The sequence below is a fragment of the Streptomyces sp. NBC_01591 genome, assembly GCF_035918155.1.
In the GTDB taxonomy this organism is placed as follows: Bacteria; Actinomycetota; Actinomycetes; order Streptomycetales; family Streptomycetaceae; genus Streptomyces.
In genome coordinates, this window is the sequence record NZ_CP109327.1 from 1,563,203 (window position 1) to 1,587,386 (window position 24,184).

The 24,184-nt window shown below is 69.9% G+C and carries 24 protein-coding genes, 1 pseudogene and 1 riboswitch; of the genes and pseudogenes, 12 read left to right on the forward strand and 13 right to left on the reverse strand.

Features of this window, described 5'->3' with window-relative positions; genetic code table 11:
• Nucleotides 1–193: 193 nt before the first annotated feature.
• Nucleotides 194–646, forward strand: coding sequence for a Rieske (2Fe-2S) protein (locus OG978_RS07335; protein WP_326764417.1), 453 nt, complete (start codon nt 194–196; stop codon nt 644–646).
• On the opposite strand, the gene OG978_RS07340 is transcribed toward OG978_RS07335, so the two are convergent.
• Both OG978_RS07340 and OG978_RS07345 read right to left on the reverse strand, forming a co-directional pair.
• The gene (locus OG978_RS07340; protein WP_326764418.1) at nt 630–1,253 is read right to left on the reverse strand and encodes an APC family permease; all 624 of its coding nucleotides are present in this window, start codon (nt 1,251–1,253) and stop codon (nt 630–632) included. The two genes, OG978_RS07335 and OG978_RS07340, sit on opposite strands and share 17 nt — an antisense overlap.
• 125 nt (nt 1,254–1,378) lie before the next feature.
• A complete protein-coding gene (locus tag OG978_RS07345) occupies nt 1,379–2,032 on the reverse strand; it encodes a cysteine hydrolase (protein WP_326764419.1) in 654 nt (217 codons plus the stop codon).
• Nucleotides 2,033–2,145: 113 nt separating this feature from the next.
• On the opposite strand from OG978_RS07345, the gene OG978_RS07350 reads away from it, so the two are divergent.
• Nucleotides 2,146–2,622, forward strand: a complete 477-nt coding sequence (locus OG978_RS07350; protein ID WP_326764420.1) for a pyridoxamine 5'-phosphate oxidase family protein — start codon at nt 2,146–2,148, stop codon at nt 2,620–2,622.
• Nucleotides 2,623–2,705: 83 nt separating this feature from the next.
• On the opposite strand, the gene OG978_RS07355 is transcribed toward OG978_RS07350, so the two are convergent.
• A complete protein-coding gene (locus tag OG978_RS07355) occupies nt 2,706–3,614 on the reverse strand; it encodes a LysR family transcriptional regulator (protein WP_326764421.1) in 909 nt (302 codons plus the stop codon).
• 74 nt (nt 3,615–3,688) lie between these two features.
• Here OG978_RS07355 and OG978_RS07360 point away from each other — a divergent pair, with 74 nt between their 5' ends.
• Nucleotides 3,689–4,711, forward strand: coding sequence for a DMT family transporter (locus tag OG978_RS07360; RefSeq protein ID WP_326764422.1), 1,023 nt, complete (start codon nt 3,689–3,691; stop codon nt 4,709–4,711).
• Here OG978_RS07360 and OG978_RS07365 read toward each other — a convergent pair.
• Nucleotides 4,702–6,033, reverse strand: coding sequence for an aminotransferase class I/II-fold pyridoxal phosphate-dependent enzyme (locus OG978_RS07365; RefSeq protein ID WP_326764423.1), 1,332 nt, complete (start codon nt 6,031–6,033; stop codon nt 4,702–4,704). The two genes, OG978_RS07360 and OG978_RS07365, sit on opposite strands and share 10 nt — an antisense overlap.
• Before the next feature lie 35 nt (nt 6,034–6,068).
• Between OG978_RS07365 and OG978_RS07370 the strand changes: the two genes are divergently transcribed.
• Nucleotides 6,069–6,764: a pyridoxamine 5'-phosphate oxidase family protein gene (locus OG978_RS07370; RefSeq protein ID WP_326764424.1), complete on the forward strand. Its 696-nt coding sequence runs from the start codon at nt 6,069–6,071 to the stop codon at nt 6,762–6,764.
• A gap of 98 nt (nt 6,765–6,862) precedes the next feature.
• Here OG978_RS07370 and OG978_RS07375 read toward each other — a convergent pair whose 3' ends face one another.
• Both OG978_RS07375 and OG978_RS07380 read right to left on the reverse strand, forming a co-directional pair.
• Complete coding sequence (locus tag OG978_RS07375; RefSeq protein WP_326764425.1) at nt 6,863–7,891, reverse strand: EamA family transporter; 1,029 nt, start codon at nt 7,889–7,891, stop codon at nt 6,863–6,865.
• A 133-nt stretch (nt 7,892–8,024) separates the two neighbouring features.
• Complete coding sequence (locus tag OG978_RS07380) at nt 8,025–8,594, reverse strand: Clp protease N-terminal domain-containing protein (protein ID WP_326764426.1); 570 nt, start codon at nt 8,592–8,594, stop codon at nt 8,025–8,027.
• Nucleotides 8,595–8,838: 244 nt separating this feature from the next.
• On the opposite strand from OG978_RS07380, the gene OG978_RS07385 reads away from it, so the two are divergent.
• Both OG978_RS07385 and OG978_RS07390 read left to right on the forward strand, forming a co-directional pair.
• Nucleotides 8,839–9,060: a hypothetical protein gene (locus tag OG978_RS07385; protein ID WP_326764427.1), complete on the forward strand. Its 222-nt coding sequence runs from the start codon at nt 8,839–8,841 to the stop codon at nt 9,058–9,060.
• 61 nt (nt 9,061–9,121) lie between these two features.
• A complete protein-coding gene (locus OG978_RS07390; RefSeq protein WP_326764428.1) occupies nt 9,122–9,553 on the forward strand; it encodes a type II toxin-antitoxin system Rv0910 family toxin in 432 nt (143 codons plus the stop codon).
• A gap of 114 nt (nt 9,554–9,667) precedes the next feature.
• Here the strand turns inward: OG978_RS07390 and OG978_RS07395 are convergent, their stop codons facing one another.
• Nucleotides 9,668–10,294 (reverse strand): PadR family transcriptional regulator, encoded by a 627-nt coding sequence (locus OG978_RS07395; protein ID WP_326764429.1) that lies wholly within the window; start codon nt 10,292–10,294, stop codon nt 9,668–9,670.
• Between the two features lie 96 nt (nt 10,295–10,390).
• Here OG978_RS07395 and OG978_RS07400 point away from each other — a divergent pair, with 96 nt between their 5' ends.
• A complete protein-coding gene (locus tag OG978_RS07400) occupies nt 10,391–10,924 on the forward strand; it encodes an SMI1/KNR4 family protein (protein WP_326764430.1) in 534 nt (177 codons plus the stop codon).
• A 180-nt stretch (nt 10,925–11,104) separates the two neighbouring features.
• On the opposite strand, the gene OG978_RS07405 is transcribed toward OG978_RS07400, so the two are convergent.
• Nucleotides 11,105–11,395, reverse strand: coding sequence for a hypothetical protein (locus tag OG978_RS07405; protein ID WP_326764431.1), 291 nt, complete (start codon nt 11,393–11,395; stop codon nt 11,105–11,107).
• A gap of 27 nt (nt 11,396–11,422) precedes the next feature.
• On the opposite strand from OG978_RS07405, the gene OG978_RS07410 reads away from it, so the two are divergent.
• The gene (locus tag OG978_RS07410) at nt 11,423–12,028 is read left to right on the forward strand and encodes a DinB family protein (RefSeq protein ID WP_326764432.1); all 606 of its coding nucleotides are present in this window, start codon (nt 11,423–11,425) and stop codon (nt 12,026–12,028) included.
• Between the two features lie 74 nt (nt 12,029–12,102).
• Here the strand turns inward: OG978_RS07410 and OG978_RS07415 are convergent, their stop codons facing one another.
• Nucleotides 12,103–12,540, reverse strand: a complete 438-nt coding sequence (locus tag OG978_RS07415) for a VOC family protein (RefSeq protein WP_326764433.1) — start codon at nt 12,538–12,540, stop codon at nt 12,103–12,105.
• 150 nt (nt 12,541–12,690) lie between these two features.
• Between OG978_RS07415 and OG978_RS07420 the strand changes: the two genes are divergently transcribed.
• Nucleotides 12,691–13,512, forward strand: a complete 822-nt coding sequence (locus OG978_RS07420; RefSeq protein ID WP_326764434.1) for a PhzF family phenazine biosynthesis protein — start codon at nt 12,691–12,693, stop codon at nt 13,510–13,512.
• A gap of 65 nt (nt 13,513–13,577) precedes the next feature.
• Here the strand turns inward: OG978_RS07420 and OG978_RS07425 are convergent, their stop codons facing one another.
• Nucleotides 13,578–14,357 (reverse strand): CPBP family intramembrane glutamic endopeptidase, encoded by a 780-nt coding sequence (locus OG978_RS07425; protein ID WP_326769960.1) that lies wholly within the window; start codon nt 14,355–14,357, stop codon nt 13,578–13,580.
• A 184-nt stretch (nt 14,358–14,541) separates the two neighbouring features.
• Between OG978_RS07425 and OG978_RS07430 the strand changes: the two genes are divergently transcribed.
• Nucleotides 14,542–16,332, forward strand: coding sequence for a substrate-binding and VWA domain-containing protein (locus OG978_RS07430; RefSeq protein WP_326764435.1), 1,791 nt, complete (start codon nt 14,542–14,544; stop codon nt 16,330–16,332).
• Between the two features lie 8 nt (nt 16,333–16,340).
• Here OG978_RS07430 and OG978_RS07435 read toward each other — a convergent pair whose 3' ends face one another.
• Complete coding sequence (locus tag OG978_RS07435; protein WP_326764436.1) at nt 16,341–17,846, reverse strand: glutamate-cysteine ligase family protein; 1,506 nt, start codon at nt 17,844–17,846, stop codon at nt 16,341–16,343.
• Between the two features lie 477 nt (nt 17,847–18,323).
• Between OG978_RS07435 and OG978_RS07440 the strand changes: the two genes are divergently transcribed.
• Nucleotides 18,324–18,917, forward strand: coding sequence for a hypothetical protein (locus tag OG978_RS07440; RefSeq protein WP_326764437.1), 594 nt, complete (start codon nt 18,324–18,326; stop codon nt 18,915–18,917).
• A gap of 81 nt (nt 18,918–18,998) precedes the next feature.
• On the opposite strand, the pseudogene OG978_RS07445 reads toward OG978_RS07440, so the two are convergent.
• A pseudogene (locus tag OG978_RS07445) lies at nt 18,999–20,280 on the reverse strand (IS30 family transposase).
• Nucleotides 20,281–20,602: 322 nt separating this feature from the next.
• On the opposite strand from OG978_RS07445, the gene OG978_RS07450 reads away from it, so the two are divergent.
• Nucleotides 20,603–20,809: a DUF5999 family protein gene (locus tag OG978_RS07450; protein ID WP_311203086.1), complete on the forward strand. Its 207-nt coding sequence runs from the start codon at nt 20,603–20,605 to the stop codon at nt 20,807–20,809.
• An 87-nt stretch (nt 20,810–20,896) separates the two neighbouring features.
• On the opposite strand, the gene gcvP is transcribed toward OG978_RS07450, so the two are convergent.
• Entirely contained in the window at nt 20,897–23,782 is a 2,886-nt protein-coding gene (gene gcvP / locus OG978_RS07455; RefSeq protein WP_326764438.1) for an aminomethyl-transferring glycine dehydrogenase, read from the reverse strand.
• 194 nt (nt 23,783–23,976) lie between these two features.
• A riboswitch (glycine riboswitch) is annotated at nt 23,977–24,073 on the reverse strand.
• Between the last annotated feature and the right edge of the window lie 111 nt (nt 24,074–24,184).

Genomic DNA, 24,184 nt, shown 5'->3' on the forward strand with positions numbered 1-24,184 from the left:
CGCTCATGCCGGTGCACGGACCTGCCGATGACAGTGTGGTCGTCGTCCGCATGCCGCGGTTCTCCGCCGCGCCGCCGGCCGCGGGAGTACCCCGAGAAGTCCCTGGGCGTTGAACACAGGGGGCCCGCCGCGCGTACCCCTGGTCGAGGACCGAAATCGTGAACACTGCGGAACTACAGAAGGGAAAGCCAGTATGAACACATCGCGGAACCACGAGGGCCGTCCCGGGCGCCGGGCCGTTGTCGTCGCGGCCGGGGCCGCCTCGGTGGCTGCCGTACTCACCGCCTGCGGCGACCAGAAGGACTCGGGCGGTTCGGATATGGTCAGGCCGGCCGACGACGGAACGGACGGCGGCGGCGGCGCACTGGCGAGCACGGCCGACATCCCCGAGGGCGGCGGAAAGGTCTTCGCCGACCGGGGTGTCGTGGTGACCCAGCCGAAGGCCGGCGAGTTCAAGGCGTTCTCGTCGAAGTGCACCCACCAGGGATGCGCGGTGTCGAGCGTCTCGGACGGCACCATCCACTGCCCTTGTCACGACAGCAGGTTCGACGCGTCCACGGGTGCGGTGGCGCATGGACCCGCCACCGAGCCGCTGCCCGCCAAGAAGATCACGGTCGCGGGCGGCTCGATCACGCTCGCGCCCTGATCGCCTCGCCACCTGACAGGACCACGACCGCCTGCTCCATCCTGTCCCCGACCGCTTCTGCCGGGCCGTCGCTCATGCCCGGTTCGGGAGTCGGCCTTCGGAATCCCCGGGTGAGCCGGAGGAGACAGCCGAATCCGATGGCGAGCCAGCACCCGCCGTTGGTGAGAGCCATCGCGCTGAGCTGCGTCAGCAAGTAGATCGTCACACAGGCACCGAATGCCGGCGCGACAGCGTAGCCGAGCACCTTGACACCACTGGTGCCGCGGTTGCGGACGAAGCAGACGATGACGCACGCGTTGACGGCGGTGAAGGCGAGGAAGGCGCCGAAGTTGATGAACGAGGTCGCGGTCTCCAGGGAGGGGCCGAGGCCGAGGAAGCACATGGCTCCGGTGAACAGGAGGCAGAACACCGGGGTCCTGGTGCGCCGGTGGAGGGATCCGAAGATCCGCGCGGGCAGCACCCCGTCGCGTCCCATGATGTACAGCAGCCGGCTGGAGCTGAGCTGCACGGCCAGGCCCGAAGCGAGAACCGGGCCAAGGGCGACGCCACCCGGACCCGGGTCTACGCCCGGCTCCCGGAAGGCGACTACCCCACCACCCGTGCGCACATCGACGAGTTGGCCCGGGTGAGCCAGAAGACGATCTACGACACCGCCGTCGAGGCGAATCCTGGCCGCGGCCGAACGCGCCGCGGCGGCGTGAGCGTTTCCGGCGGGAGAAACCCCCTCCCTCGTCAGGAACGGCCCCTGCGGGATGTCCGGCTCAGCCAGCAGCCCAGTACCTCGTCCGTGTTCGTGATGGTGGCGACGAGGGCGAGCGTGTTGCGGATCATCGCGGGGGTGTAGTCGGCCGGCACCCCCGCGATGGCGTCGGACGGCACCACGGCGGTGTAGCCGAGATTCACCGCGTCGAACACCGCGTTGGGAATGGCGACATTGGCCGAGACCCCGGTGACGACGAGGGTCCGGCAGCCGAGGTTGCGCAGCAGTGCGTCCACATCGGTGCCGGCGATGGGCGAGAGGCCGTGCAGTCGGCGTACGACGAGGTCCTCGTCGGCCACTTCGATCGGTGCGGCGATCCGTACCGCCGTGGTGCCGCAATGCTGTTGCACGGGCAACCGCCCGGCGGCCCGGAAGAGCCGGGCGTTGCTGTTGGCGCCCCGCCCGTCGGGGCGGCGCTCGGCCACCGCATGCAGCACCTGGACCCCGGCCTCGTGCGCGGCCGCGACCAGCCGTGCGACACGGTGCAGGGCGCCGGAGGAGCGGGCCTGGTCGGCCAGTTCGGGCAGTGCGCTCCCCGGGCCCACGACCCCCTGCTGGCATTCGACCGTCAGAAGCACGGTGGTGGCCGGATCGAGCTGCTCGACGAGCTGATTCTTCGACGGCACGGCTGACCCTTTCTGCGGCGGACCGGGCGCGCGAGGCTAACCGCCATTGCGCGATGAGGGAAGAGACCCCATGATTTCTGACACACAGTCAGACAATGGGAGGGGGCACCCCCATGGCCGCCATTCAGCGACGGGGCCGTCGGATCATGATGACGGACGCCGAACGCGACACCTGTCTCACCGAGCAGCGCACCTGCCGCGTGGCCACCGTGTCCGCGGACGGCCGCCCGCACATCGGCGCCCTCTGGTTCGCCTGGGACGGAACTTCGCTCTGGCTGTACTCGATCACCCGCAGCCTGCGCTGGTCCCAGCTGCGCCATGACCCGCGGATCGCGGTGGTCGTGGACGACGGAGTGGAGTACGCGGATCTGCGCGGCATCGAGCTCTCCGGCGAGGCCGTCCCCGTCGGCGAGGCGCCCCGAACCGGCGAGCCGTGCCCCGAACTCACCGTCCCGGAGCGGCTGTTCGCGGCAAAGTACTTCGGGATGGACACCATGCCGCACGACGGCCGTCACGCCTGGCTGCGACTGACACCGCAGACCATCACCTCCTGGGACTTCCGGAAGCTCGCGAGCCCGCCCACGGCGTGAGAGCCACCTCCTGCGAGCCGTCCACCGATCGGTGGACCCCGGTGCTGAGGAAAACCCCCGCACACCGCGTCGGTGCCCGTGGCTCACTGCGCGTCCAGCTCCAGGCCCGCCGCGCGCAGGGCGGCCACCGCCGCCCTGATCGACGGGCGCCGGTCCGCGTCGGTACGCCACACGGCGTGGACGTGACGTCGCATCTTCTGCCGTACGGGCACGAGCCGCACCCCGTCGGGCACCGGCCCGCGGCCCAGCCTCGGCGCCACACAGACGCCCATCCCGGCGGCGATCAGGGCGAGTTGGGTGTGGTGCTCGCCCGCCAAGTGCGCGATGCGCGGTTCGATGCCCTTGGAGCGGAGGGTGAACATCAGCCAGTCGTAACAGAATTCGCCCTCGGGCCAGGACACCCAGTCGTCGTCGGCGAAGTCCTCCAGGTCCACCTCGTCCCGGTCGGCGAGCCGGTGACCGGCCGGCATCGCGATGTCCGGTGCGTCGTCCAGGAGTTCGGCCTTGGCCAGGCCTGCGGGCACGGGCAGCCGCTTGTTGCTCCAGTCGAGCACCACCGCGAGGTCGACGTCGCCCCGGATCACCGCACGGATTCCGTCCTCGGGCTCCAGCTCCCGGGTGTGCACGCGCAGTTCGGGGTGGTTCGCGCGCAGCGCGTGGAGTGCCGCCGGGAAGAGTCCGCGGGCCGCGGTCGGAAAGGCGGAGAGCCGGATCTCGCCCACCACCTCACCGCGCTGCGCCTCGATGTCGGACTGGGCCAGCTCGACCTGGGACAGGATCCGGGCCGCATGGTCGGCGAGCAGTCGGCCGGCGTCGGTGAGCCGGACCCCGCGCCCGTTCTTGGCCAGGAGCTGCTGCCCCACCTCCCGCTCCAGCTTCGCCATCTGCTGGGAGACCGCCGAAGTGGTCACATGCAGCCCCTCGGCGGCGCCGCTCACGGAACCGTGCCGGGCCAGTGCGTCCAGGGTGCGCAGGCGCTCCAGATTCAACATGTAAGCAATGCTACGCAGACCTCCGCACAAAATCTCGCTTGTTCTACGTAGTCCGGTTCGCCATCGTTGAGCCCATGAGCGTCGCCGCCACACCGAAGAGCCCACCTCCCACGGAGCCCTCCGTCCCGGCCCCGACGGCCGTCCCGCCGGCCGCCACGGCTACGGCGCCCGTCGCTCGCCCGGCGCTGGACTGGCGGATCCGGTTCGGGGCGCTCTCGCTCATCTGGGGCTTCAGCTTCCTGCTGATCAAGGTCGGCACCGAGGGGTACGCCCCGTTCCAGGTCACCCTGGGCCGTCTGCTGTCGGGCACGGCGGTGCTGGCCGTCGCGATGGTGGTCCGGCGCGAGCGGCTGCCCCGTGGCGCCCGCACGTGGGGGCACCTGGCCGTCGCCGCGTTCTTCCTGAACGCTCTTCCGTTCTCGCTCTTCGCCTATGCCGAGCTGACCATTCCGTCGACGCTGGCAGGCATCTGCAACGCGACCTCGCCCCTGTGGGGCATGGCGCTGTCGCTCGTCGCGCTCTCCGAGGACCGGCCGACCCGTCGCCGTGTCGCCGGACTCGGGCTCGGCTTTCTCGGCGTACTGACCGTGCTGGGCGCCTGGCAGGGCTTCTCCGGGCTGGACTTCACCGGCACGGCCATGGCCCTGCTCGCCTCCCTCAGCTATCCGATCGGCTGGATCTACGTCCGCAGGACGCTGGCGGGCAGCGGTTCGTCGACGCTGACGCTCACCGGCAGTCAGCTCTTCCTCGGGACAGTGCAGCTCGCCCTGGTGACCCCGCTGTTCACCTCGGCCCCCGATGGATTCCCGCTACTCCCGACCCTGGCCGTGGTGGCCCTCGGTGCGCTCGGCACCGGCCTCGCGGTCCTGTTGCAGTACGGCCTGGTGGAGGAGGTGGGACCGACGACCGCTCAGATGGTCACCTACTTCATCCCGGTCATCGCCACCGCCGCCGGAGTGCTCGTGCTCGGCGAGCAGCTGAGCTGGAACACTCCGGTGGGAGCCCTCGTGGTCCTGGCGGGCGCCGCTCTCACCCAGAGCAGGGCCCGGGGCGGCCGGGCCTCCGGCGGCCGGGCCAGGGCCAAGGATCACCCGTAGGCCAGCGGCTTCACCGGTCCCGCCGCTGCCGCCACCGCATCCGCCAGTGGCCCGAGCTCGGCCTCGGCGAGCGACGAGACGGTGAGCCGGATTCCCTGGGGCGCGGTCATCCGGAACCGCGCCCCGGGCGCCACGGCCCAGCCGGAGTGCAGCAGCCTTGCCACGGCGCCGGTCTCGTCACCGACCGGCACCCACACATTCATCCCGCTGCGTCCGTGGGCCTCCACACCCCGCTCCGCCAGCGCCCGCACGAGACCGTCCCGCCGCCTCGCGTACGCCCGCGCGACCTCGCCCGGGTCGACGGCACCCGAGGTCCACAGGTGCACCACGGTCCGTTGCAGCAGTCTGCTGACCCAGCCGGGGCCCAGCCGCTGCCGCCCCGCCACCCGGTCGACCGTGACCGGGTCGCCGGTCAGCACGGCGACCCGAAGGTCCGGCCCGTATGCCTTGGCGACGGACCGCACGAAGGCCCAACGGTCCGTGGCGCCCGCCAACGGATGGAGCGGCAGATCCACGATGCCGTGCCCGTGGTCGTCCTCGATCAGGAGGACACCGCGGTGTCCGGCGAGGACTCCCCGGAGCTCGAAGGCGCGTCCGGCACCGATCGCCGCTCCGGTCGGATTCTGCGCACGGTCGGTGACCACGAGCGCGCGGGCACCGGCGTTCAGCGCATGCTCGACAGCATCGGGCAGCGGCCCTTCGTCATCGACCGCGACGGGCACGGGGCGCAGTCCCAGCGCCGGTACGAGATCCAGCATGCTGCCCCAGCCGGGGTCCTCGACGGCCACCGCGTCCCCGGGCCTGAGGTGCGCGACCAGAATGCGCTCGATCGCGTCCAGCGATCCGGAGGTCGCGACCACGGGTCCGGCCGGCACCCCGTCGGCGTCCAGTGCGGCACGGGCGAGGTCGGCGAACTCCGGGTCCACCGGCGCCTGTCCGTACATTCCGGGCTGCCGCGCGTACTCCCCCGCGACCGCCGCGAGGGCGTTCTCCAGCGCGGGCAGCAGGCTCGGATCGGGGTTGCCCGCGCCCAGATCCCGCACGCCGGCCGGCGCCTCGACCCGGAGCGAACCGCGCGCGGTACTCGCGGGACGCGGCCGCACCCTGCTGCCCCGGCGCCCGGCCGTCTCGATCACCCCGCGCTCGCGCAGCGTGCGGTAGGCGGCCGCCACCGTATTCGGGTTCACCCCCAGCCGATCGGCCAACTCGCGCATGGGAGGCAGCACTTGACCGGGTTCGAGCTCACCGGACCCGACCGCGCGCTCCACATTGGCGGCAATCTCCGATGCGCGCCGCCCAACAATCCGATACTCTCCTAGCACAAACAAGATTATGCACTAGTGCAATGGAGCGCGCAATGTCGGACACCGCATCGCCGCAGAGCACGGCCCCGGATGCCGCAGCCGGATACGAGCCGACCGAGCGCACCGTCCCGACCCGTTCCCGTGAACGGGCGGCATACGACCGGGAGGTGGTCCACTCGATACTCGACGAGGCGTACGTATGCCACCTCGGCTTCGTCCGTGACGGCGCGCCCGTCGTCCTGCCGACACTCTTCGGCCGGGTGGGCGACCGGCTCTACGTGCACGGCTCGACGGGCTCCCGGCCGCTGCGCGAGGCGGGCCGCACCGACCCCGGTCTTCCGGTGTGCCTGACGGTGACGCATGTCGACGGGCTGGTGCTGGCCCGCTCCGCCTTCCACCACTCGATCAACTACCGCTCCGTGGTGGTCCACGGCATCGCGCACACGGTCACCGACCCGCAGGAGCGGCGGACCGCCCTCGACGCCATCGTCGACCACGTGGTGCCGGGCCGGTCCGCCGACTCCCGGCCCGCCGACGAGAAGGAGCTGGCCGCGACCGCTGTGATCCGGCTGGACCTGCGGGAGGTGTCCGCCAAGATCCGCACGGGCGGCCCCAACGACGAACCCCGCGACCTCGAGCTGCCCCACTGGGCGGGCGTCGTCCCGCTCGCCCGCGGCTATGCGACGCCGCTCCCTTCGGACGACCTCGACCCCGCGATCGGGGTGCCGGACTACATCACCGCGCTCTGAGGCACCCCAAGGGGTGGGCGGGCCCCGCCGCCGGGCGATGGGCCCGCCCGCGCCGGGCGCCGGGCGGCGAGAGCACGGTCGAATGTGTGATCGTCACATCACGTCGCGGCACGACCCGCGGACAACTCCCCCTCGGCGGCGGTGCGGTCGGCGTCCGGTCCCTCGGCAGCCCCCGCGCCCGGCCCGGACGCGACGGGGCCCGAGGGCGTCCGCGGCGTTGACGACTGGGCGATGAAGGCACCGATCAGCACCATGGCACCGCCGATGAGCTGGGGCGCCGACAGGTGCTCGCCGAGCATCACCCAGGCGAGCACGGTGGCGATGACCGCCTCCAGGCAGGCGACCACGCCCGCCACCGCGGGCGAGAGCAGCCGCACCGAGATCACCCCGGTCACGTAGGCGATCACGGTCGCCAGCAGCACGATCCAGACGAGCAGCAGCCAGGCCGGAACATCCGTGCCGTCCATGCCGGCCGTGCCGCCCAGGACCGACCAGTCCATGCCCCAGGGCCGTGCGACCACGGTGAGAACGACCGTACCGATCAGCAGCCCGTAGGCGATGACACCGACGGGATGCGGCGACTCGACGCCGTCCGCCGCGTCCGCACTCCCCTGGTCCGACAGGACGAAGTAGCCGACCTGGCAGCAGGCGGCACCGAGCGCGAGCAGCAGTCCGACCACGTCGAAGCTCAGCCCCGACCAGACCTCGACCACGCACGCCAGTCCGCCGACGGCGAGCACCACACCGACCGCGGCCCGCCTGGTCACTGGCCTGCGCTGGACGAACCGGACCCAGCCGAGCACGAGCGCGGGCGCCAGGTATTCGACGAGGAGAGCGACACCGACGGGGATACGGGAGATCGCGGCGAAGTAGCAGGCCTGCACACCCGCGACGGCGAGCAGCCCGAAGCCGAGCAGCAGTACCGGCCGGCTGCGCACGAGATCCCGGTGGCGCCAGGCCACCGGCAGCATGACCAGGGCCGCGCCCGCCACCCGCAGCCAGACCACGTGGAGCGGATCGAGCCCTGCCTCGATCAGCGGCTTCGCCGCCACCCCTGAACCACCGAATGCGAACGCCGAGGCCAGGGCTAGTCCCAGGCTGGCGCTTCTCCCCTGAGACGCGTGCATCGGCCCATCATGACAGCTGCGGTCAGGAGCGTCACCCCGGTGACCCCTGACATGCTCGCCGCCGGGTACATCGCTCCACGACAGCCCTCCCTGTCAGTTCCCGGGGCCGGGCCGGCCGCCGGGCACCGGGCGATCAGCTGCCGGTCTCCGACACACCCTGACCGGCCGCGCCCGCAACCCGGGCAGCGAGCCGATCCGCGTCGACCCCGCCCCGCACCAGCACCTCGACGGCCCGGCACTCGTGATCCATGGCCATGGCCGCGAGCAGATCGAGCCCCCCGGCCCGCACGTCGCCGCGCGACTCCGCCCGCTCAAGCGCTCCGGCCATCACCGAAGCCGCCAAGGGCGACCAGCCCTCCGTCCCCGCGTCCCGCGCGACGGAATCCGGGTCCGGGACGACCGGGACGGCGCCGGAGTCCTCCACCGAGCCCTGCCAGCGGAGCCCGTATCCGATACTGCGCTGGACGAGATAGCCGAGCACCCTGGCCAGCTGGGGTCCGCCCTCGAAGGCCGCCCGCACCGCGGGGTCCGATTCGATGAGGGAGTGCAGCAGATGCGCCGTGTCGATCTGCCGGTCACCGTCGCGCAGCGCACGCCTGCGGGCGCCCGTCACCACGGCGGCCAGCTCCACCGTGAGTCTGGCGTCGAGCTCGGCGCGGTTCGGTACGGGTTGCTGAGGTATCCGCGGCATCCGGTTTTGCACTCTCTCACCCCATCAGTCCCGCAGCGCCGACGCATCCACGGAGGGACCCATCCAGGCATCCGACGCAAGTTGGGCACACCCGAACGGTTTCTCCTCCTTGCGGATGAGATATCGCCATTTCTGGATCCGATCGGAGAAAAGGGCGCGCGCCGCCTTGCCACGCGCTCCCCTGGCAACCGGAAGCCGCCGCTGTACGTCCCACAGGCCATACCCCCATGCGACAGCCGGAAGGGAGCCCGCGGACGTGTCCTGGTTGGTCGCCCTGCCGGCGCTCGACGGGCGGGAGTACGTGTACCGGGTCCACGCACCGGCCGACGCCCTGCACGCCGACCTCTTCTGGGCCGCGTTCCACTGCCACGACGACGGTCCGCACCCGCGCGCCTTCGACCGGTTCGACGCCGCTCTGATCTGGCGAGCGGGAGCGGAAGGAACCGGCCATATGGATATGACGGTTCATCAGTATTGAATGTTCCCGCCGGTGCGGCTACGTTCCGCGACACCGTAACCCGCCGAGAAGGGGTGGTCGCATGGCCGAAGTCAGTGCAGAGGCACGCATCGAAGCACCGGCCGAGAAGGTGTGGGCCCAGCTGACGGATTTCACCGCGTACGGCCAGTGGAACGCCACCCACACCAGCTTCCCCAAGGGTGGTCCGGCGACACTCGAACTCGCGGCCACCTACGAGGAGAACATGAAGCTCATGGGCTTCCCGGCCGAGGTGACCTGGACGGTGGCGGAGCTGGAGACCGCGCGCCTGCTGACCACCAAGGGCAAGGGCCCGATGGGTGTCAGCCTGGCCATGCGCTACTCACTGACCGCCGACGGGGACGCGACCACGGTCCGCATCGACGGGGAGTTCACCGGCGCCGCGGTCTCCCTGATGGCGGGAAAGCTCAAGGACTCGGCGACGGCCGCGCTCGTCGAATCACTGCGCAAGCTGGGCGGACTCATCGCCGCCTGACGCCACCCGGCCGACGAGTGAGGGCCTCGCGGCTCGACCGCGAGGCCCTCGGCGCCGCAACCATGGGCACCACGCACACGGGCACTTGCGCCCGCGTGCGTGGTACCCACGGGCTCAGTGCTCGTCGGCAAGGATCAGGTAGAGCTTCTTACGGGCGTCATTGATGACCGTGAGCGCCTTCTGGCGCTGATCGGCCGAGCCGGTCTTCCAGACCTGGCCGAACGCCTCCATCAGGCCGAAGCCGGCCTGCCGGATCTCGTTGACGCTCTCCCAGTCGACGCCACGCCCGGCTTCCTCCCAGGGCGCCTCGGGCCCCGACTCCGCCTCGGTGCGGCCGGTGTCGGTAAGCGTGAACAGCTTCTTGCCACCCTCGCTCGCACTGACGATCAGGCCCTCGTCCTCCAGCAGCTGGAGGGTCGGATAGACCGAGCCGGGGCTGGGCCGCCAGGCCCCGCCGCTGCGCTCACCGATCTCCTGGATCATCTCGTACCCGTGCATCGGCCGGTCCTTCAGCAGCGCCAGGATCGACGCGCGTACGTCACCACGCCGCGCCCTCCCCCTGCCGCCACCCCGGCCGCGCCCGCCACCGAAGGGGCCACCCCCGAAGGGCCCGCCCCCGAACGGCGGCCCGAACTGCCCGAAGGCCGCCCGGCGCCCCTCGAAGTCGCCACGCCCCTGATGACCGGGCCCGCAGTGCCCATGTCCATGCCCGAACTCTTGCTCGTGTCCATGTGAACGCATCGCTACGCTCCTTCCATCGTTGATCTGTCGCGATGCGTCAACGATATATCGGAACCGATCGCCTGACAATCCCTTGCCGATCGCTACTCTGCTCGCATGACCTCGAACGGAGACCGCCAGTTCCCTGCCGCGCTCGCCGCCGCCATGGCGGTCCGGCTCGAATACACGGGCGCGGACGGTGTCGACTTCGAACCCTACGAATCCTTCCTGACCGCCGATGAGACCACTGAGTGGTTCCGCGCGTGGACAGGCAACGGCGAGCTGAACGGCGACGGCTTCCGCGTATTCGGCCAGGACGGCACCGGCGGATACGCAGCGTTCTGGCTGGTCCGCCCAGGTCGGCAACTGGTGGAGCAGCCCGTTGTCTTTCTGGGCTCCGAAGGAGAGACGGGCGTCGTCGCTCGCGACCTGGACGCCTTCGTGTGGCTGCTGGCTGACGGCTTCGGCCCGTGGGAAGCAGCCACCACGTACGAGCCCGAGCCCGATTGGGCTCCCCAGGTCAATCGCGACCTGGTAGCAATCGCGGAGCGATTCGCTCCGGACCGCCGCACATCGGCAGCGGCGATCATCGCGCAGGCCACACAAGAGTTTCCCGACTTCGACGACACCATCATGAAGCTCTGCCGTTGAGCCCAACCTGGGACCCGCATTCCGTCTCGGAGTGCCGAGGGTGGCGGGAATCGTCTCGCGACCGTACTGGCCGTACCGGCACGAGGGAGAAGAGAAGCGTCGGCACATACCTGACCGCTTCGAACGGCCGGCTGATCGATGGTGCCGACGACGTTCCGCGGGGCGGAGCCGTTTCCCGGGTCAGGGAGTGGCGACGAGTTCGCCGAGCCGTGTGGCGAGCCACGGCCTGCGGCCGCCGGCCCGCATCCGGCCGCACGCGATCGCCTTCCAGATCGGCGTGCGCCGGAAGGAGACCAGCAGGAACGTGACCGGTGCCGCCGTGATCGTGCAGTCGTAGGCGCGCGGCGGGGCGTCGCGGGTCACCGTCATCGTTCCGTCGTCGACGACGACCGCCAGCCGCGGACCGCCCTTGATCCTGAGGTCGAACGCGATGCTGGGCGGACAAGCGCGTCGGACAAAGGCGGTGAACAAAGATCGCGCGAGCGGCAGACTGGCGCCATGACCGAATCGGATCGCAAGGCCGACCTTCACTTCTACCTGCAGTCCGCCCGCGACGCCCTCCTGTGGAAACTCGAAGGGCTCTCGGAGTACGATGCCCGCCGCCCGCTGACGCCGACCGGCACCAACCTCCTGGGCCTGGTCAAGCACGTGGCCAGCGTGGAGTTGGGCTACCTCGGCGACACCTTCGGACGGCCGTCCGGCGAGCCGCTGCCCTGGGTCGAGGACGGCGCCGAGGCCAACGCGGACATGTGGGTCACCGCCGACGAGTCACGCGAGCAGATCGTGGAGCTGTACCGCCGGGCATGGGCGCACGCGGACGCCACGATCGACGCACTGGCGCTGGACACGATAGGCCGGGTGCCGTGGTGGCCGAGCGACAGGAACGAGGTGACGTTGCATCACGCCGTGGTGCGCGTGGTTGCCGATACGCACCGGCACGCCGGGCACGCCGATATCGTCCGGGAACTCGTCGACGGTGCCGTCGGGATGAGCAAGGGCAACGACAGCATGCCGCCGGGCGACTCGGTGTGGTGGGAGAACCATCGGAACCGGCTGGAGCGCGCCGCTCGGGAAGCAGACCGGGAGGCCGACGGGAACGCGTGAGCCCGGACCGCGCCGTCGCCGGGGAGCGATGCCCGGACGCCGAAGCAGCGTGCCGTGCGGAACGGAAGCCACCGTCAGAGCAGGCAGAACTCGTTTCCTTCCGGGTCGGCCATCACCACATGGTCCGGCCTGCCCCGCAACTCGTCCGCACGGACCACGGTCGCACCGGCGGCGGTCAGGCGCTGCACCGCCTCGGCCACACGCGGCCATCGCTCCTCCCAAGGGGTGTCACGACCGCCGCCCACCTGTACGTCCAGGTGCAGGCGGTTCTTCACGACCTTCGACTCCGGCACCTGCAGGAAGGACAGACTGGGACCCACCCCGTCCGGATCGGACAGGTACGCACCCTGGTCCCACTCGTCCTCCGGGATCTCATGATGCGAGAACCACTCCTCCCAGCTCCCGAACCCGGCAGGCGCGGGCTTCTCCGCATAGCCCAGTGCCAGCGCCCAGAACGCGGCCAGCCTCGCCGGTTGCGCGCAGTCGATCGTCAAGCTCCACCTGGTTCCCATGGGGCAGGCCCTCCTCGGTCCGATACGCGGACCGTATCGGGTGCCACCGACACCGTTCGCCGGTCGGCGTTCCAGGGCCGATGGCGCAGAGGTCCAGCGACACAGAATTGGCCTTGGCACACGGCTCTGCACCATACGTAAGGTCGCGTCATGAGGATTCGAATCGTCGACACGTTCACCGACCGCCCCTTCACCGGCAACCCGGCGGGAGTCCTGGTCCTGGATTCCGACACCTTCGCCGACGACGACCGGCTCCAGCGGATCGCCATGGAACTGAATCTCTCCGAGACCGCCTTCACCCACCCGCTGCCCCCGGGCGGCGAGGCCGACTGGGCACTTCGCTGGTTCACCCCGATCACGGAGGTCGACATGTGCGGGCATGCCACCCTCGCCACCGCGCATGTCCTTCACACCACCGGGACGGCGAGCGGCACGATGCGTTTCGCGACCCGGTGCGGGATCCTCACCGCGACCGCCCGCCCGGACGGTGCGATCACCCTCGACTTCCCCACGTCCCCGCTGACTCCGGAGGCCACCCCGACCGGGCTGGCCGCCGCTCTGGGCGCCGAACCGCTCTCCGTCCACGACACCGGCCCGCACATCGGCGACCTGGTCGTCGAACTGTCCGACGAGGCGACCGTACGAGGGCTGACCCCCGACCTCGCCAGGCTGGCCGACGTCTCCCGGCGGGGTGTCATCGCCACGGCCGCCGCGGAGGACCCGGCCCGCGGCTACGACTTCGTCTCGCGCGGCTTCTTCCCGCGTGTCGGGATCGACGAGGACCCCGTGACCGGCAGCGCCCACACCGCGCTGGCACCTTTCTGGTCGGCCCGGTTCGGCCGTGACGATCTGACCGGACTGCAGGCCTCCGCCCGTTCCGGTCTGGTCCGGACCTCGCTTCGCGGCGACCGTACCCTGCTGACCGGCGACGCCGTGACGGTCATCGACGGCGAACTGCTCACGGCACTCTGACCCCTCGGACGACGGCGCGGGGCGCATGGACCACTTCTCCACTCCCCCTGCGCCCGACCCGTCCCTCACGGCGTGGGCAGCCAGCCCACCTTCCCCGCCAGCAGGGCGTATCCGACGAACGCCCCGATGTCCAGCAGCGCATGCGCCGCGACCAGCGGCCCGACCCGCCCCCAGCGCCGGTACAGCAACACGAAGACGACGCCCATCACCATGTTGCCGATGAAGCCGCCGATCCCCTGATACAGGTGGTACGAACCACGCAGCACCGAACTGGCGACCAGAGCCGCCATCGGCGTCCACCCCAACTGCCCCAGTCTGCGCAGCAGATATCCGACGACGATCACTTCCTCGACGACGGAGTTCTGGATCGCGGACAGGATCAGGACCGGGAATTTCCACCACACATCGGGCAGTGATTCCGGGACCACGGTCAGATTGAACCCGGCAGCCCGGGCCACCAGATAGAAGGCGAGGCCGGCGCTTCCGATGCCCGCCGCGACCATCGTGCCGCGCCCCAGGTCCGGCCACGGCCTGGTGCGGTCGAAACCGATGGCCCGCAGGCCGGCCCCCTCCCGGATGAGCAGATGCGCGACCAGGGCGACGGGCACCAGGGCCGTCGTGATACCGAAGAGTTGCCAGGCGAGATCCAGCCATGGACGCCCCGGCGCGTACGAGCTGTTGAGCGTCGCGGCCTGATCCTTCAAACCCCCTGGTTTCGTCAGTGACCCGACAAAACTGATCAGGGCAGACACCCCGCTGGCACCCAACGAGAGAGCCAGCACGAGGACCGTTTCGGACCGAAGAATCCGTCGCGAAACAACCTCTTGGGGGAAAGAATCAGCCACACGCCCCGCCTCCACCTGTACACCTGCCTTCAGTTGTGCATTCACACCCCATCCTGCTCCCCGTCCGGCTAGGGTCTCGAATGCAGGTACGAAGATCATGCGTGACAGGCCGGGGGACAACCACCATTGCCGATGGTGTGGTCCCCCTTTTCCTTGTTCATCCTCAAGGAGGGGCACCACCGACATGGGACGTCACAGCTTGCCCGACGACTACGCCAGGGACGCAAGCGGGGACGAATCACCGCCGCGCCGTCGGCGCACTGTTGCGATCGCGACCATGCTCGTCCTCGCGGTGGCGGCGGGAACGGCCGTCGCGGCGCAGGGCGGTCTGCTGTCGTTCTCGAAGAGCTGCGAGGACTCCGCCGTACGCCTGTCCATGGTGGCCTCCCCGGACATCGCCCCCGCCGTTCGCGCCGTCGCCGACAAGGCGCGCAAGGACGAGGTGCGGTCCGACGGTCGCTGCCTGTACGTGACGGTGACCGCCCGCGACTCCTACAAGGTCGCCAACTCCCTCACCAGCGACACCCGTACCCCGGACTTCCAGATCTGGCTGCCCGACTCCGACCTCTGGCCCGACCGGGCCAAGGGCTCCGGTGACGGCGTCCCGGTCACACCGGGCGACTCCATCGCGTCCTCCCCCGTGACCATGGCCATGGTGCCGTCCGCGGCCAAGAGTCTCGGCTGGCCGAAGAAGAAGTACTCCTGGGCGGAGTTGACGGCCGCGACCATGGATTCGGACAAGGTGCGCCTCGGCTCGGCCGACCCCGCACGCAGCGCCACCGGTCTGCTGGCGCTCGCCGGCATCGGTGCGTCGTCCGAGAAGCAGGGCGGAGACAGCGACACCAGGGTCGCGGCGACCGCCAAGCTGCTCGCGCAACGCATGTCGGACGGTGACACCCAGGTGCTGGAAACACTGGCACAGAGCGATTCGGGCGCCGAACAAGGCAACCCGGAGCGCAACCAGGCGGTGCTCCTCTCCGAGCAGGCGGCGTTCGCCCACAACGCGGAGTCGACCGGCGGCGGAAAGCTCGACCTCTTCTACCCCAAGGACGGCACACCGCTCCTCAACTATCCGTACACGCTGGTCGACGAGACCAGCATGAGCACGTCCGAGAGCCGCGCGGCTCTGCGGTTCAGGACGCTGCTGGACGAACCCTCTTCGCAGGCCACGCTGGAGAAGCACGGCTTCAGAAACGTCGACGGCACAGCCGCCGAGTCGGTGGTCGCACCGGCGGGCGGCAAGAAGCCCCAGCCGTACGCCACCGCGGCCGCCGCCGCACCGACCGCCGAAGAGCTCCAGCAGACCCTGGGCATGTGGACGATCACGGTGCAGAGCGCCCGGCTGACCACGGTCGTCGACGCGTCGGGGTCGATGGCCACGATCGTCCCGGGGCGCAACCAGTCCAGGATGGATGTCACCAAGGCGTCCCTGATCCAGGCCCTCAACCAGTTCACCCCGAACGACGAGATCGGGCTCTGGGAGTTCGCCACCGCGCTCGACGGCGACAAGGACTACCGCAGACTGGTGCCGGCCGCCCGGCTGGGTGATCCGGCGAAGGGCGGCGGCACCCACCGCGAGAAGCTCACCACGGCCTTCGCGGCGCTGAAGCCCGTGCCGGGCGGCGCGACCGGTCTGTACGACACGATGCTGGCCGCCTACAAGGATGCCCAGGCGACCTATGTGAAGGGCAAGTTCAACGCGGTCGTGATCCTCACCGACGGATCGAACCAGGACAACCTCTCCATCTCCCGCAGCGCCCTGATCGCTGAGCTGAAGCGGATCGCCGATCCGGAGCGTCCGGTGCCACTGCTCGCCATCGCGGTCGGTCCCGAGGCCGACCGCGAGGAGGTGAACGAGATAGCGAAGGTGACCGGCGGCGGGGGCTACCAGGTCATCGACCCGGCCGAGATCCAGGCAGTGATCCTGCAGGCCGTCATGACGGCCGGTCAGAGCAGTCACGCCACCCAGCAGTAACCGCGGGCTCACGGCTTGGGGGCACCCGTCGGCCAGCTGTGCACGGGCTCCCCGCTGTGCATCAGTTCGGCGTACCACCGGGTGGTCGCGGCGAGCGCCGCGTGCCGGTCGAGCCCGGCCTCCCGCGCCCGGTGGTAGGTGTCCGCCTGCCAGGACGCTCCGTTCACCCGTCGCTTGCAGCGCTCCTCGATGACCCCGAGGTAGCGGTCGCGGTCCGCGGGCTCGATGTTCCAGGCGTCGAGCCCCGCGGCGGCCAGCGGCAGCAGTTCGTCCCGTACGAGCTTGACGGCCGGCATCCGGGTCAGCCCGCCCGCGCGGCCGGGACGTGGCCAGATCAGCTCCGCGTCGATGCCCAGGCGGCACGCGGTGTCGAAGTTCTCCGCCGCCGCGGCGAACGGCAGCCGGGTCCACACCGGACGGGCCTCCTCGGCGAGCGCCCGCACGAGCCCGTAGTAGAGCGCCGCGTTGGCGATCACATCGGTGACGGTGGGGCCGGCGGGCAGGACCCGGTTCTCCACCCGCAGATGGGGTACTCCGTCGGCCAGTCCGTACACGGGCCGGTTCCAGCGGTAGACGGTACCGTTGTGGAGCACCAGTTCCTGCAACCGCGGCACCCCGCCTTCGTCGAGGACCCGCAGCGGATCCTCCTCGTCGCACATCGGGAGCAGCGGCGGAAAGTAACGCAGGTTCTCCTCGAAGAGCTCGTACGCCGAGCCGACCCACCGCTCACCGAACCAGGTCCTGGGCCGTACTCCCTGGTTCTGGAGTTCGGGCGGCCGGGTGTCGGTGGCCTGCTGGAAGAGCGGCGGCCGCGATTCCCGCCACAGCTCCCTGCCGAACAGGAAGGGCGAGTTGGCCCCCAGTGCGATCTGGACCCCGGCGATGGCCTGGGCGGCGTTCCACACGGCCGCGAATCGCGCCGGTGTCACCTGCAGATGGAGCTGGACCGAGGTGCAGGCGGCCTCGGGGGTGATCGAGGCGGAGGTGCACACCAATCGCTCCACGCCCTGGATATCGAGGGAGAAATCCTCGCCCCGCGCAGCCACCATTTGATCGTTCAGCAGTGTGTAGCGGTCCGCGTCCGAGAGGTTCGCCACGACGAGGTCCTCGCGGCGCAGGGTGGGCAGAATACCGATCATCATGATCCCGGCATCGACCTCGCCCGCCTTCCGGTGGGCATATCCGAGCCCGGTCCTGAGCTCCTCGGCCAACTGATCGAAAACGCGTCCGTCCAGACGGTGCGGGACTATGTTCACTTCCAAATTGAACATCCCGAGTTCGGTCTGGAAATCACGGCTCGCGATGCGCGGGAGGACCTCCCCATTCATCATCTTCGGCATGCCGTCGGCACCCGCGAGATTCAGCTCGATCTCCACGCCCATGAGGTTGCGCGGCCGGTCGAACCTCCGTTCCGCCAGAAGCCGCTCCAGTCCCTCCAGGCACTGGTGGAGCTTCTTCCGGTACCCCTGCCGATCGGACAGGTCAAAGGCGCCCGCCACGACCTTCTCCCCCATCGAAGCGTCCCTCCCTCAGTGGGCGGCCCGCGGCCCAGGCCGCTCGCGTCACGATCGATAATGCCCAGGCCGGTGATCCATAACGCCCCTGCGAACGCCACGGACCCAGTAATCTGAGTGCGGCCGCCCGGGGCACATTCCATGGGCATGATGCGGAGCAGGTTTCCCCGCCCGGCGCGCGGTGAATACCGTCGCGTTTCGGCCGTCCGCGCCCGGGAAAAATCCCAGGCGGCGGCTGCGCCGCTGACGCAAAATCAGCAGATTCTCCGCATAATAAAGTCTCGATACGGCCTTGTCGGCAATACCTGCGACGGCTAGTGGAATCACCGCGTGAACACGTGTCGTATAAACTCCGCGGACGAGGCAGAGAGTTGACGCACCGGCCCAGTCACCGGCCTCCTCTGGCCCCGCATGCCGACAGCGCCGTCTGCACCCGCCCACGCACCACCGTGTCTCCGAAGTGAGAGGCGACCCACTATGCCGCTGCATGTTCCCCCGGCTCCCGCGCCCGCTCTGCGCAGCGTTCTCGCGGCACTCGGTTCACCCACCGCGGTCCGCGAAGCCCGCACGCCCGCCCTCCGGTCGGCCGAGGGACCACTGAGCCCCGAACTTCCGCTCCCCGTCCATGTACTGGACCGGATCGGGCCGGGCGGGCTCGCTCCCGCCACCCGACTCGCCGCGTGGCGGTTCCTGATCCACAGCTCGGAGCAGGCCGTCGCCGCGGCGGACACCATGCTCACTCCGGACGGCTGGACCTTCTCGCACTTCTTCGAGGGCCCCTACATCGCCTCGACCGAACTCGCCCTGCGCCAGGCCGAGACGGCCACAACGCCCTACCAGCCGCGGCTGCTGTCCATCCCGGAGCTCTACATGCTGGCGCTGTGGCTGCACAGCGACGTCGAGGCCGACGCCTCCGGCGGGACGCTCGCCCCTGCCGATCTGCTGGTTCCGCTGGCTCCCGCCCCACCGGGTATCGCGGCACACCGCCCGCACCGGGTCGCCGATCTCCTCCGCGTGATGACGCTGCGCATCCCCCCCGGCCCCGGCCCCCTGCTCGGATCACCGGCCTGAGAACCGGCCCCCGCATCAGAACGCTGTGCCCCGCCACCACCCGGCGAATTCCAGGAGTCGTTGCAACACGCGGTCGGGTGATCAGGCCGTGAGCAGTCCATGTAGGCGCTCGGCTGGGGTTTCCCAGCCGAGCGTCTTGCGTGGTCGGCTGTTCAGCCCGGTGGCCACGGCGTCCAGATGCTCCCGGGTGTGCCCGGACAGGTCGGTGCCTTTGGGGAAGTACTGCCGGAGCAGGCCGTTGTTCTCCGAGTCACCCGACGGTCCCGCCGAACACCTCCCGTCGGAGAAGTTCAGCCCGCCAAGACTGCACCCATAGGTGTTCTACTTCTGCGACCCTGCCAGGGGCTGGCAGGGTCGCAGAAGTAGACAGGCATGCCGACCGCGATTGCGAACTCGTGATGGCGGCCCATTTCACTGCCTTGGTCCCAGGTCAACGACCGTTTCACGTGTGTCGGCAGGACCTGGACGGTCTCCAGGAGGGCATCGCGCACGAGCTCAGTGCCGCGACCGTGGGGCAGGTGGACGAGCATCACGTATCGGGTGGTCCGCTCCACCAGTGTGCCAGTGGCTGACCCGCTGTCCTGCCGATGATCAAGTCTCCCTCCCCGTGGCCGGGGACGGCCCGGTCAGCGGCCTCGGCCGGGCGTCGCTGATCATCACCATGGGGGCCGAGTAGCGGGGATTACGCTGCTGGGCTTGGCGGCGGGGCTTGCGACGGGCGCGTCCTGTACGCAGAGCCTTGGTCAGTTCCCGTCGGAGTTCTCCGCGGCCTTGGACGTAGAGGGCCTGGTAGATGGTCTCGTGGACCACGTGCATCTCCGGACGGTCGGGAAAGTCGCGGTGCAGGTGCTGGACCATCTGCTCCGGGCTCCAGCGCCTGCCCGGGCGGTCCTGGATGTACTCCCGCAGCTCCGGGTTCTGACCGATCTTCCCCGGCTTCGGCCGGGGCCTGCCAGCCCCGGCTCGGGCCGCAGCTGCGAACGGGCGGTACTGGCCGCTCTTCTGGATGCCGGTTGCGTCTGATCTCGCGGCTGACAGTCGAAGGACTACGTCCCAGTTCAGCCGCGATGACCCGTATCGATGCCTTCTCCCTCAGCCGCTCGGCTATGTGGATCCGGTCTGCTTCTCGCAGGTAGCGCGACGGCCCGGAAGTGGGAACCACCCTGGTCGGGGGCACCCACTTCCTGCCTGCGATCTGGTAGCCATGCCGCCATCGTTTGCCCGTGCGCCGGTTGATTCCGACGATTCGGCAGGCCTCCGTGTTGCTCACGCCCTGCTTCATGAGCGCGAAGTACGCCTCCCGTTCCCGGTACAGCTTCTTGGGCCCTTGCCTCAAGCGTTCTTTGCGGATCTGGAAGTCCATTGCATCCCCTGAACTGGGGTGTTGCAACGACTACTAGAACTCAAGCCCGTGGCGGGGCACAGCGCTGAGGGGGCGCACTTCGATGCCCGTCCGGACTAGCCCGGTCCGGCCACCCCGAACCACCCGAAGGGACAGTGCAGTTGCGGTGAACCGTCCGCGCGGGTGATGCGTCCTTCGAGTAAGGGGAAGTGCTGCTGCGAAATCCCTGCGGATTGACGCCCGTGGGGCAACACTGGGACCGGACCGATCGATACGGGGGGCGGCCATGAACACCTCATCCAGCCGCAGGACATTCACTACAACGCAGCGAAAGAACCCAGCCATGTGCCAGCATCAGCCACCATGCCCGACCGCCGACTCAGCCGACCGGGAAGCCGCACGCCTGACGGCGCACCACCCGGAACAGGGCTGGAGCCTGCTGTGCAACGGAGTCCTGCTCTTCGAGGACACCGGTGAGCTGCTCCCGGACGGCCAGATCATCGCTCCGCACCGGCCCCTGGGCACCGATCGGGTGATGAGGGCCGCCTGATCGCGGCCGGTACGAGCTGGGGCCGGCCCGGAGAATCCTCCGAACCGGCCCCGACGCATGACCGCGTCACGCGGTGACGCTCATGACTCAGCTGTCGTACTCGTCCAGCGGCGGGCAGGAGCAGACGAGGTTACGGTCACCGAAGGCACCGTCGATCCGGCGCACCGGCGGCCAGTACTTGTCGGCGGCCGAGACTCCGGCCGGGAAGACCGCCACCTCACGGCTGTACTCGTGCTTCCACTCCCCGCCCAGCATCGCCGCCGTGTGCGGAGCGTTGTGCAGCGGGTTGTCGTCCATGCTCCATTCGCCGGAGGCCACCTTCTCGACCTCGCCGCGAATGGCGATCATCGTGTCGCAGAACCGGTCGAGCTCCGCGAGGTTCTCGCTCTCGGTCGGCTCGATCATCAGCGTCCCGGCGACCGGGAACGACATGGTCGGCGAGTGGAAGCCGTAGTCGATCAGACGCTTGGCGATGTCGTCGACGCTGACGCCGGTGGCCTTGGAGATCGGCCGCAGGTCCACGATGCACTCGTGCGCGACCAGACCGGCCGGGCCGTTGTACAGGATCGGGTAGTGCGGTTCCAGACGCTTGGCGATGTAGTTGGCCGCGAGCACGGCGACCTGCGTCGCACGCTTCAGGCCCTCCCCGCCCATCAGGCGTACGTACGCCCAGGAGATGGGGAGAATACCGGCCGAGCCCCACGGAGCGGCCGAGATCGGTCCGACACCGGTCTCGGGGCCCGCGGCGGGCTGCAGCGGGTGGTTCGGCAGGTACGGCGCGAGGTGCGCGCGCACGCCGACCGGGCCGACGCCGGGGCCGCCGCCGCCGTGCGGGATGCAGAAGGTCTTGTGCAGGTTCAGGTGCGAGACGTCGCCGCCGAACCGGCCCGGCCTGGCGAGGCCCACCAGCGCGTTGAGGTTGGCACCGTCGACGTACACCTGACCGCCGGCGTCGTGCACCTCGGCGCAGATGTCGGCGACGTGCTCCTCGAACACACCGTGCGTCGACGGGTACGTGATCATGAGCACGGCGAGCTCGTCGCGGTGCTTCTCGATCTTGGCGCGGAGGTCCTCTATGTCCACCTCGCCGTCGTCGGCGGTCTTGACCACGACGACCTTCATGCCGGCCATGACGGCGCTGGCCGCGTTGGTGCCGTGCGCGGAGGACGGGATGAGGCAGACGGTGCGCTGCTCGTCGCCGTTGGCCCGGTGGTACGCCCGCACGGCCAGCAGGCCCGCGAACTCGCCCTGCGAGCCCGCGTTCGGCTGGATGGAGACCGCGTCGTACCCGGTGACCTCGGCGAGGCGCTCCTCCAGCTCGCGGATGAGGGTGAGGAAGCCCTGCGCCTGCTCGGCCGGAGCGAAGGGGTGCAGCGCGCCGAACTCGGGCCAGGTGATCGACTCCATCTCGGTGGTCGCGTTCAGCTTCATGGTGCAGGAGCCGAGCGGGATCATGCCGCGGTCCAGCGCGTAGTCCCGGTCGGCGAGCCTGCGCAGGTAGCGCAGCATCGCGGTCTCGGAGCGGTGCTGGTGGAAGACCGGGTGGGTGAGGATCTCGTCGGTGCGCAGCAGACCCTCGGGAAGCGCGTCGGCAGCGGTGGCGTCCAGCGCCTCGATGTCCCCGTCGGCGCCGAAGGCGGCCCAGACGGCGGCGATCTGCGCACGCGTGGTGGTCTCGTCGCAGGCGAGGGAGACCAGGTCGGCGTCGACGAGCCGCAGGTTGACCCCACACTCGCGGGCGGCGGCGACGGTCTCCGCGGCCCTGCCCGGGACGCGCACGGTGAGAGTGTCGAAGTAGGCGCCGGTCACGACGTCGACCCCGGCGGCGCGCAGGCCCTCGGCCAGGATCGTCGCGTAACGGTGGGTACGCCGGGCGATCGTCCGCAGCCCGTCCGGGCCGTGGTAGACGGCGTACATTCCGGCCATGACGGCGAGCAGCACCTGGGCGGTACAGATGTTGCTGGTGGCCTTCTCGCGGCGGATGTGCTGCTCGCGGGTCTGCAGGGCCAGCCGGTAGGCCTTGTTGCCGTCCGCGTCGACGGAGACACCGACGAGGCGGCCGGGAAGGCTGCGGGCGAACTTCTCACGTACGGCCATGAATCCGGCGTGCGGTCCGCCGAAGCCCATCGGCACACCGAAGCGCTGCGTGGTGCCGACCGCGATGTCCGCGCCCAGGTCACCGGGCGAGGTGAGCAGGGTCAGGGCGAGCAGGTCGGCGGCGACCGTGACGATCGCACCCAGCCCGTGGGCCTGCTCGATGACGGGCTTGATGTCCCGGACAGCTCCGGAGGCGCCCGGGTACTGCACCAGCACGCCGAAGACACCGCGCTCGGCGATCTCCGCCGGGATGCCGTCGGACAGGTCGGCGACGACGACCTCGACACCGGTCGGCTCGGCGCGGGTCTCGATGACCGCGATCGTCTGCGGCAGGGCGTCGGCGTCGACCAGGAAGACACCGTCCTTCACCTTGCCGACGCGCCGGGAGAGCGCCATGGCCTCGGCAGCCGCGGTGCCCTCGTCGAGCAGCGAGGCGCCGGAGGTGGGCAGCCCGGTCAGCTCGGCGACCATGGTCTGGAAGTTGAGCAGCGCCTCCAGGCGGCCCTGCGAGATCTCCGGCTGGTACGGCGTGTAGGCCGTGTACCAGGCGGGGTTCTCCATGACGTTGCGCAGGATCACCGGCGGGGTGAAGGTGCCGTAGTAGCCGAGCCCGATCATCGGGGCCAGCACCTGGTTGCGGTCCGCGAGGTCGCGCAGCTCGGCGAGGACCTCGGCCTCGGTGCGTGCGGCCGGCAGCCCGAGTGCCTCCGCGCTCTTGATGACATCGGGCACCGCGGCCGCGGTGAGCTCGTCCAGCGAGCCGTAACCGACCTGGGCGAGCATCTTCGACTGCGCCTCGGCATCGGGTCCGATATGGCGATGCTCGAACGGAATGCCCTGCTCCAGCTGGGAGAGCGGAGTGCGACGGGGGGTCATGGTGGAGGCCTCCTGGTCTGTCACGACCTGCGAGGGGCACCACGGCGCGGGTGCCCGAACGGCCTCCCCCTCTGTCATCTCAACCTGAGAGCTTCACCGGCGCGCCCTGCGGCGTACCGGCTTTCACCGTCGGTGAGGAAGGGACTCGCACCGGCACTCGGCCGCACGATACCCGCCCTGCTTTCCAGAGTGACCTCGTCCGTGCGGTACGGGGGCCTGAGAGATTCCGGGGAGGATTTGCTCCTTCGGCGCCTTCGGATCAGCTCCGGAGGACTCTCCCGCACGGGGTCAGCAGCCATCACCAGCCTACCAGCGGGGTTCGTGGCTGATTTCTCGAGTGGCCAACCACCCGGATCTGCCTTTTTGTAGTGCTTGTGGAGTAGCCGCGACCAGTGGGAGGGA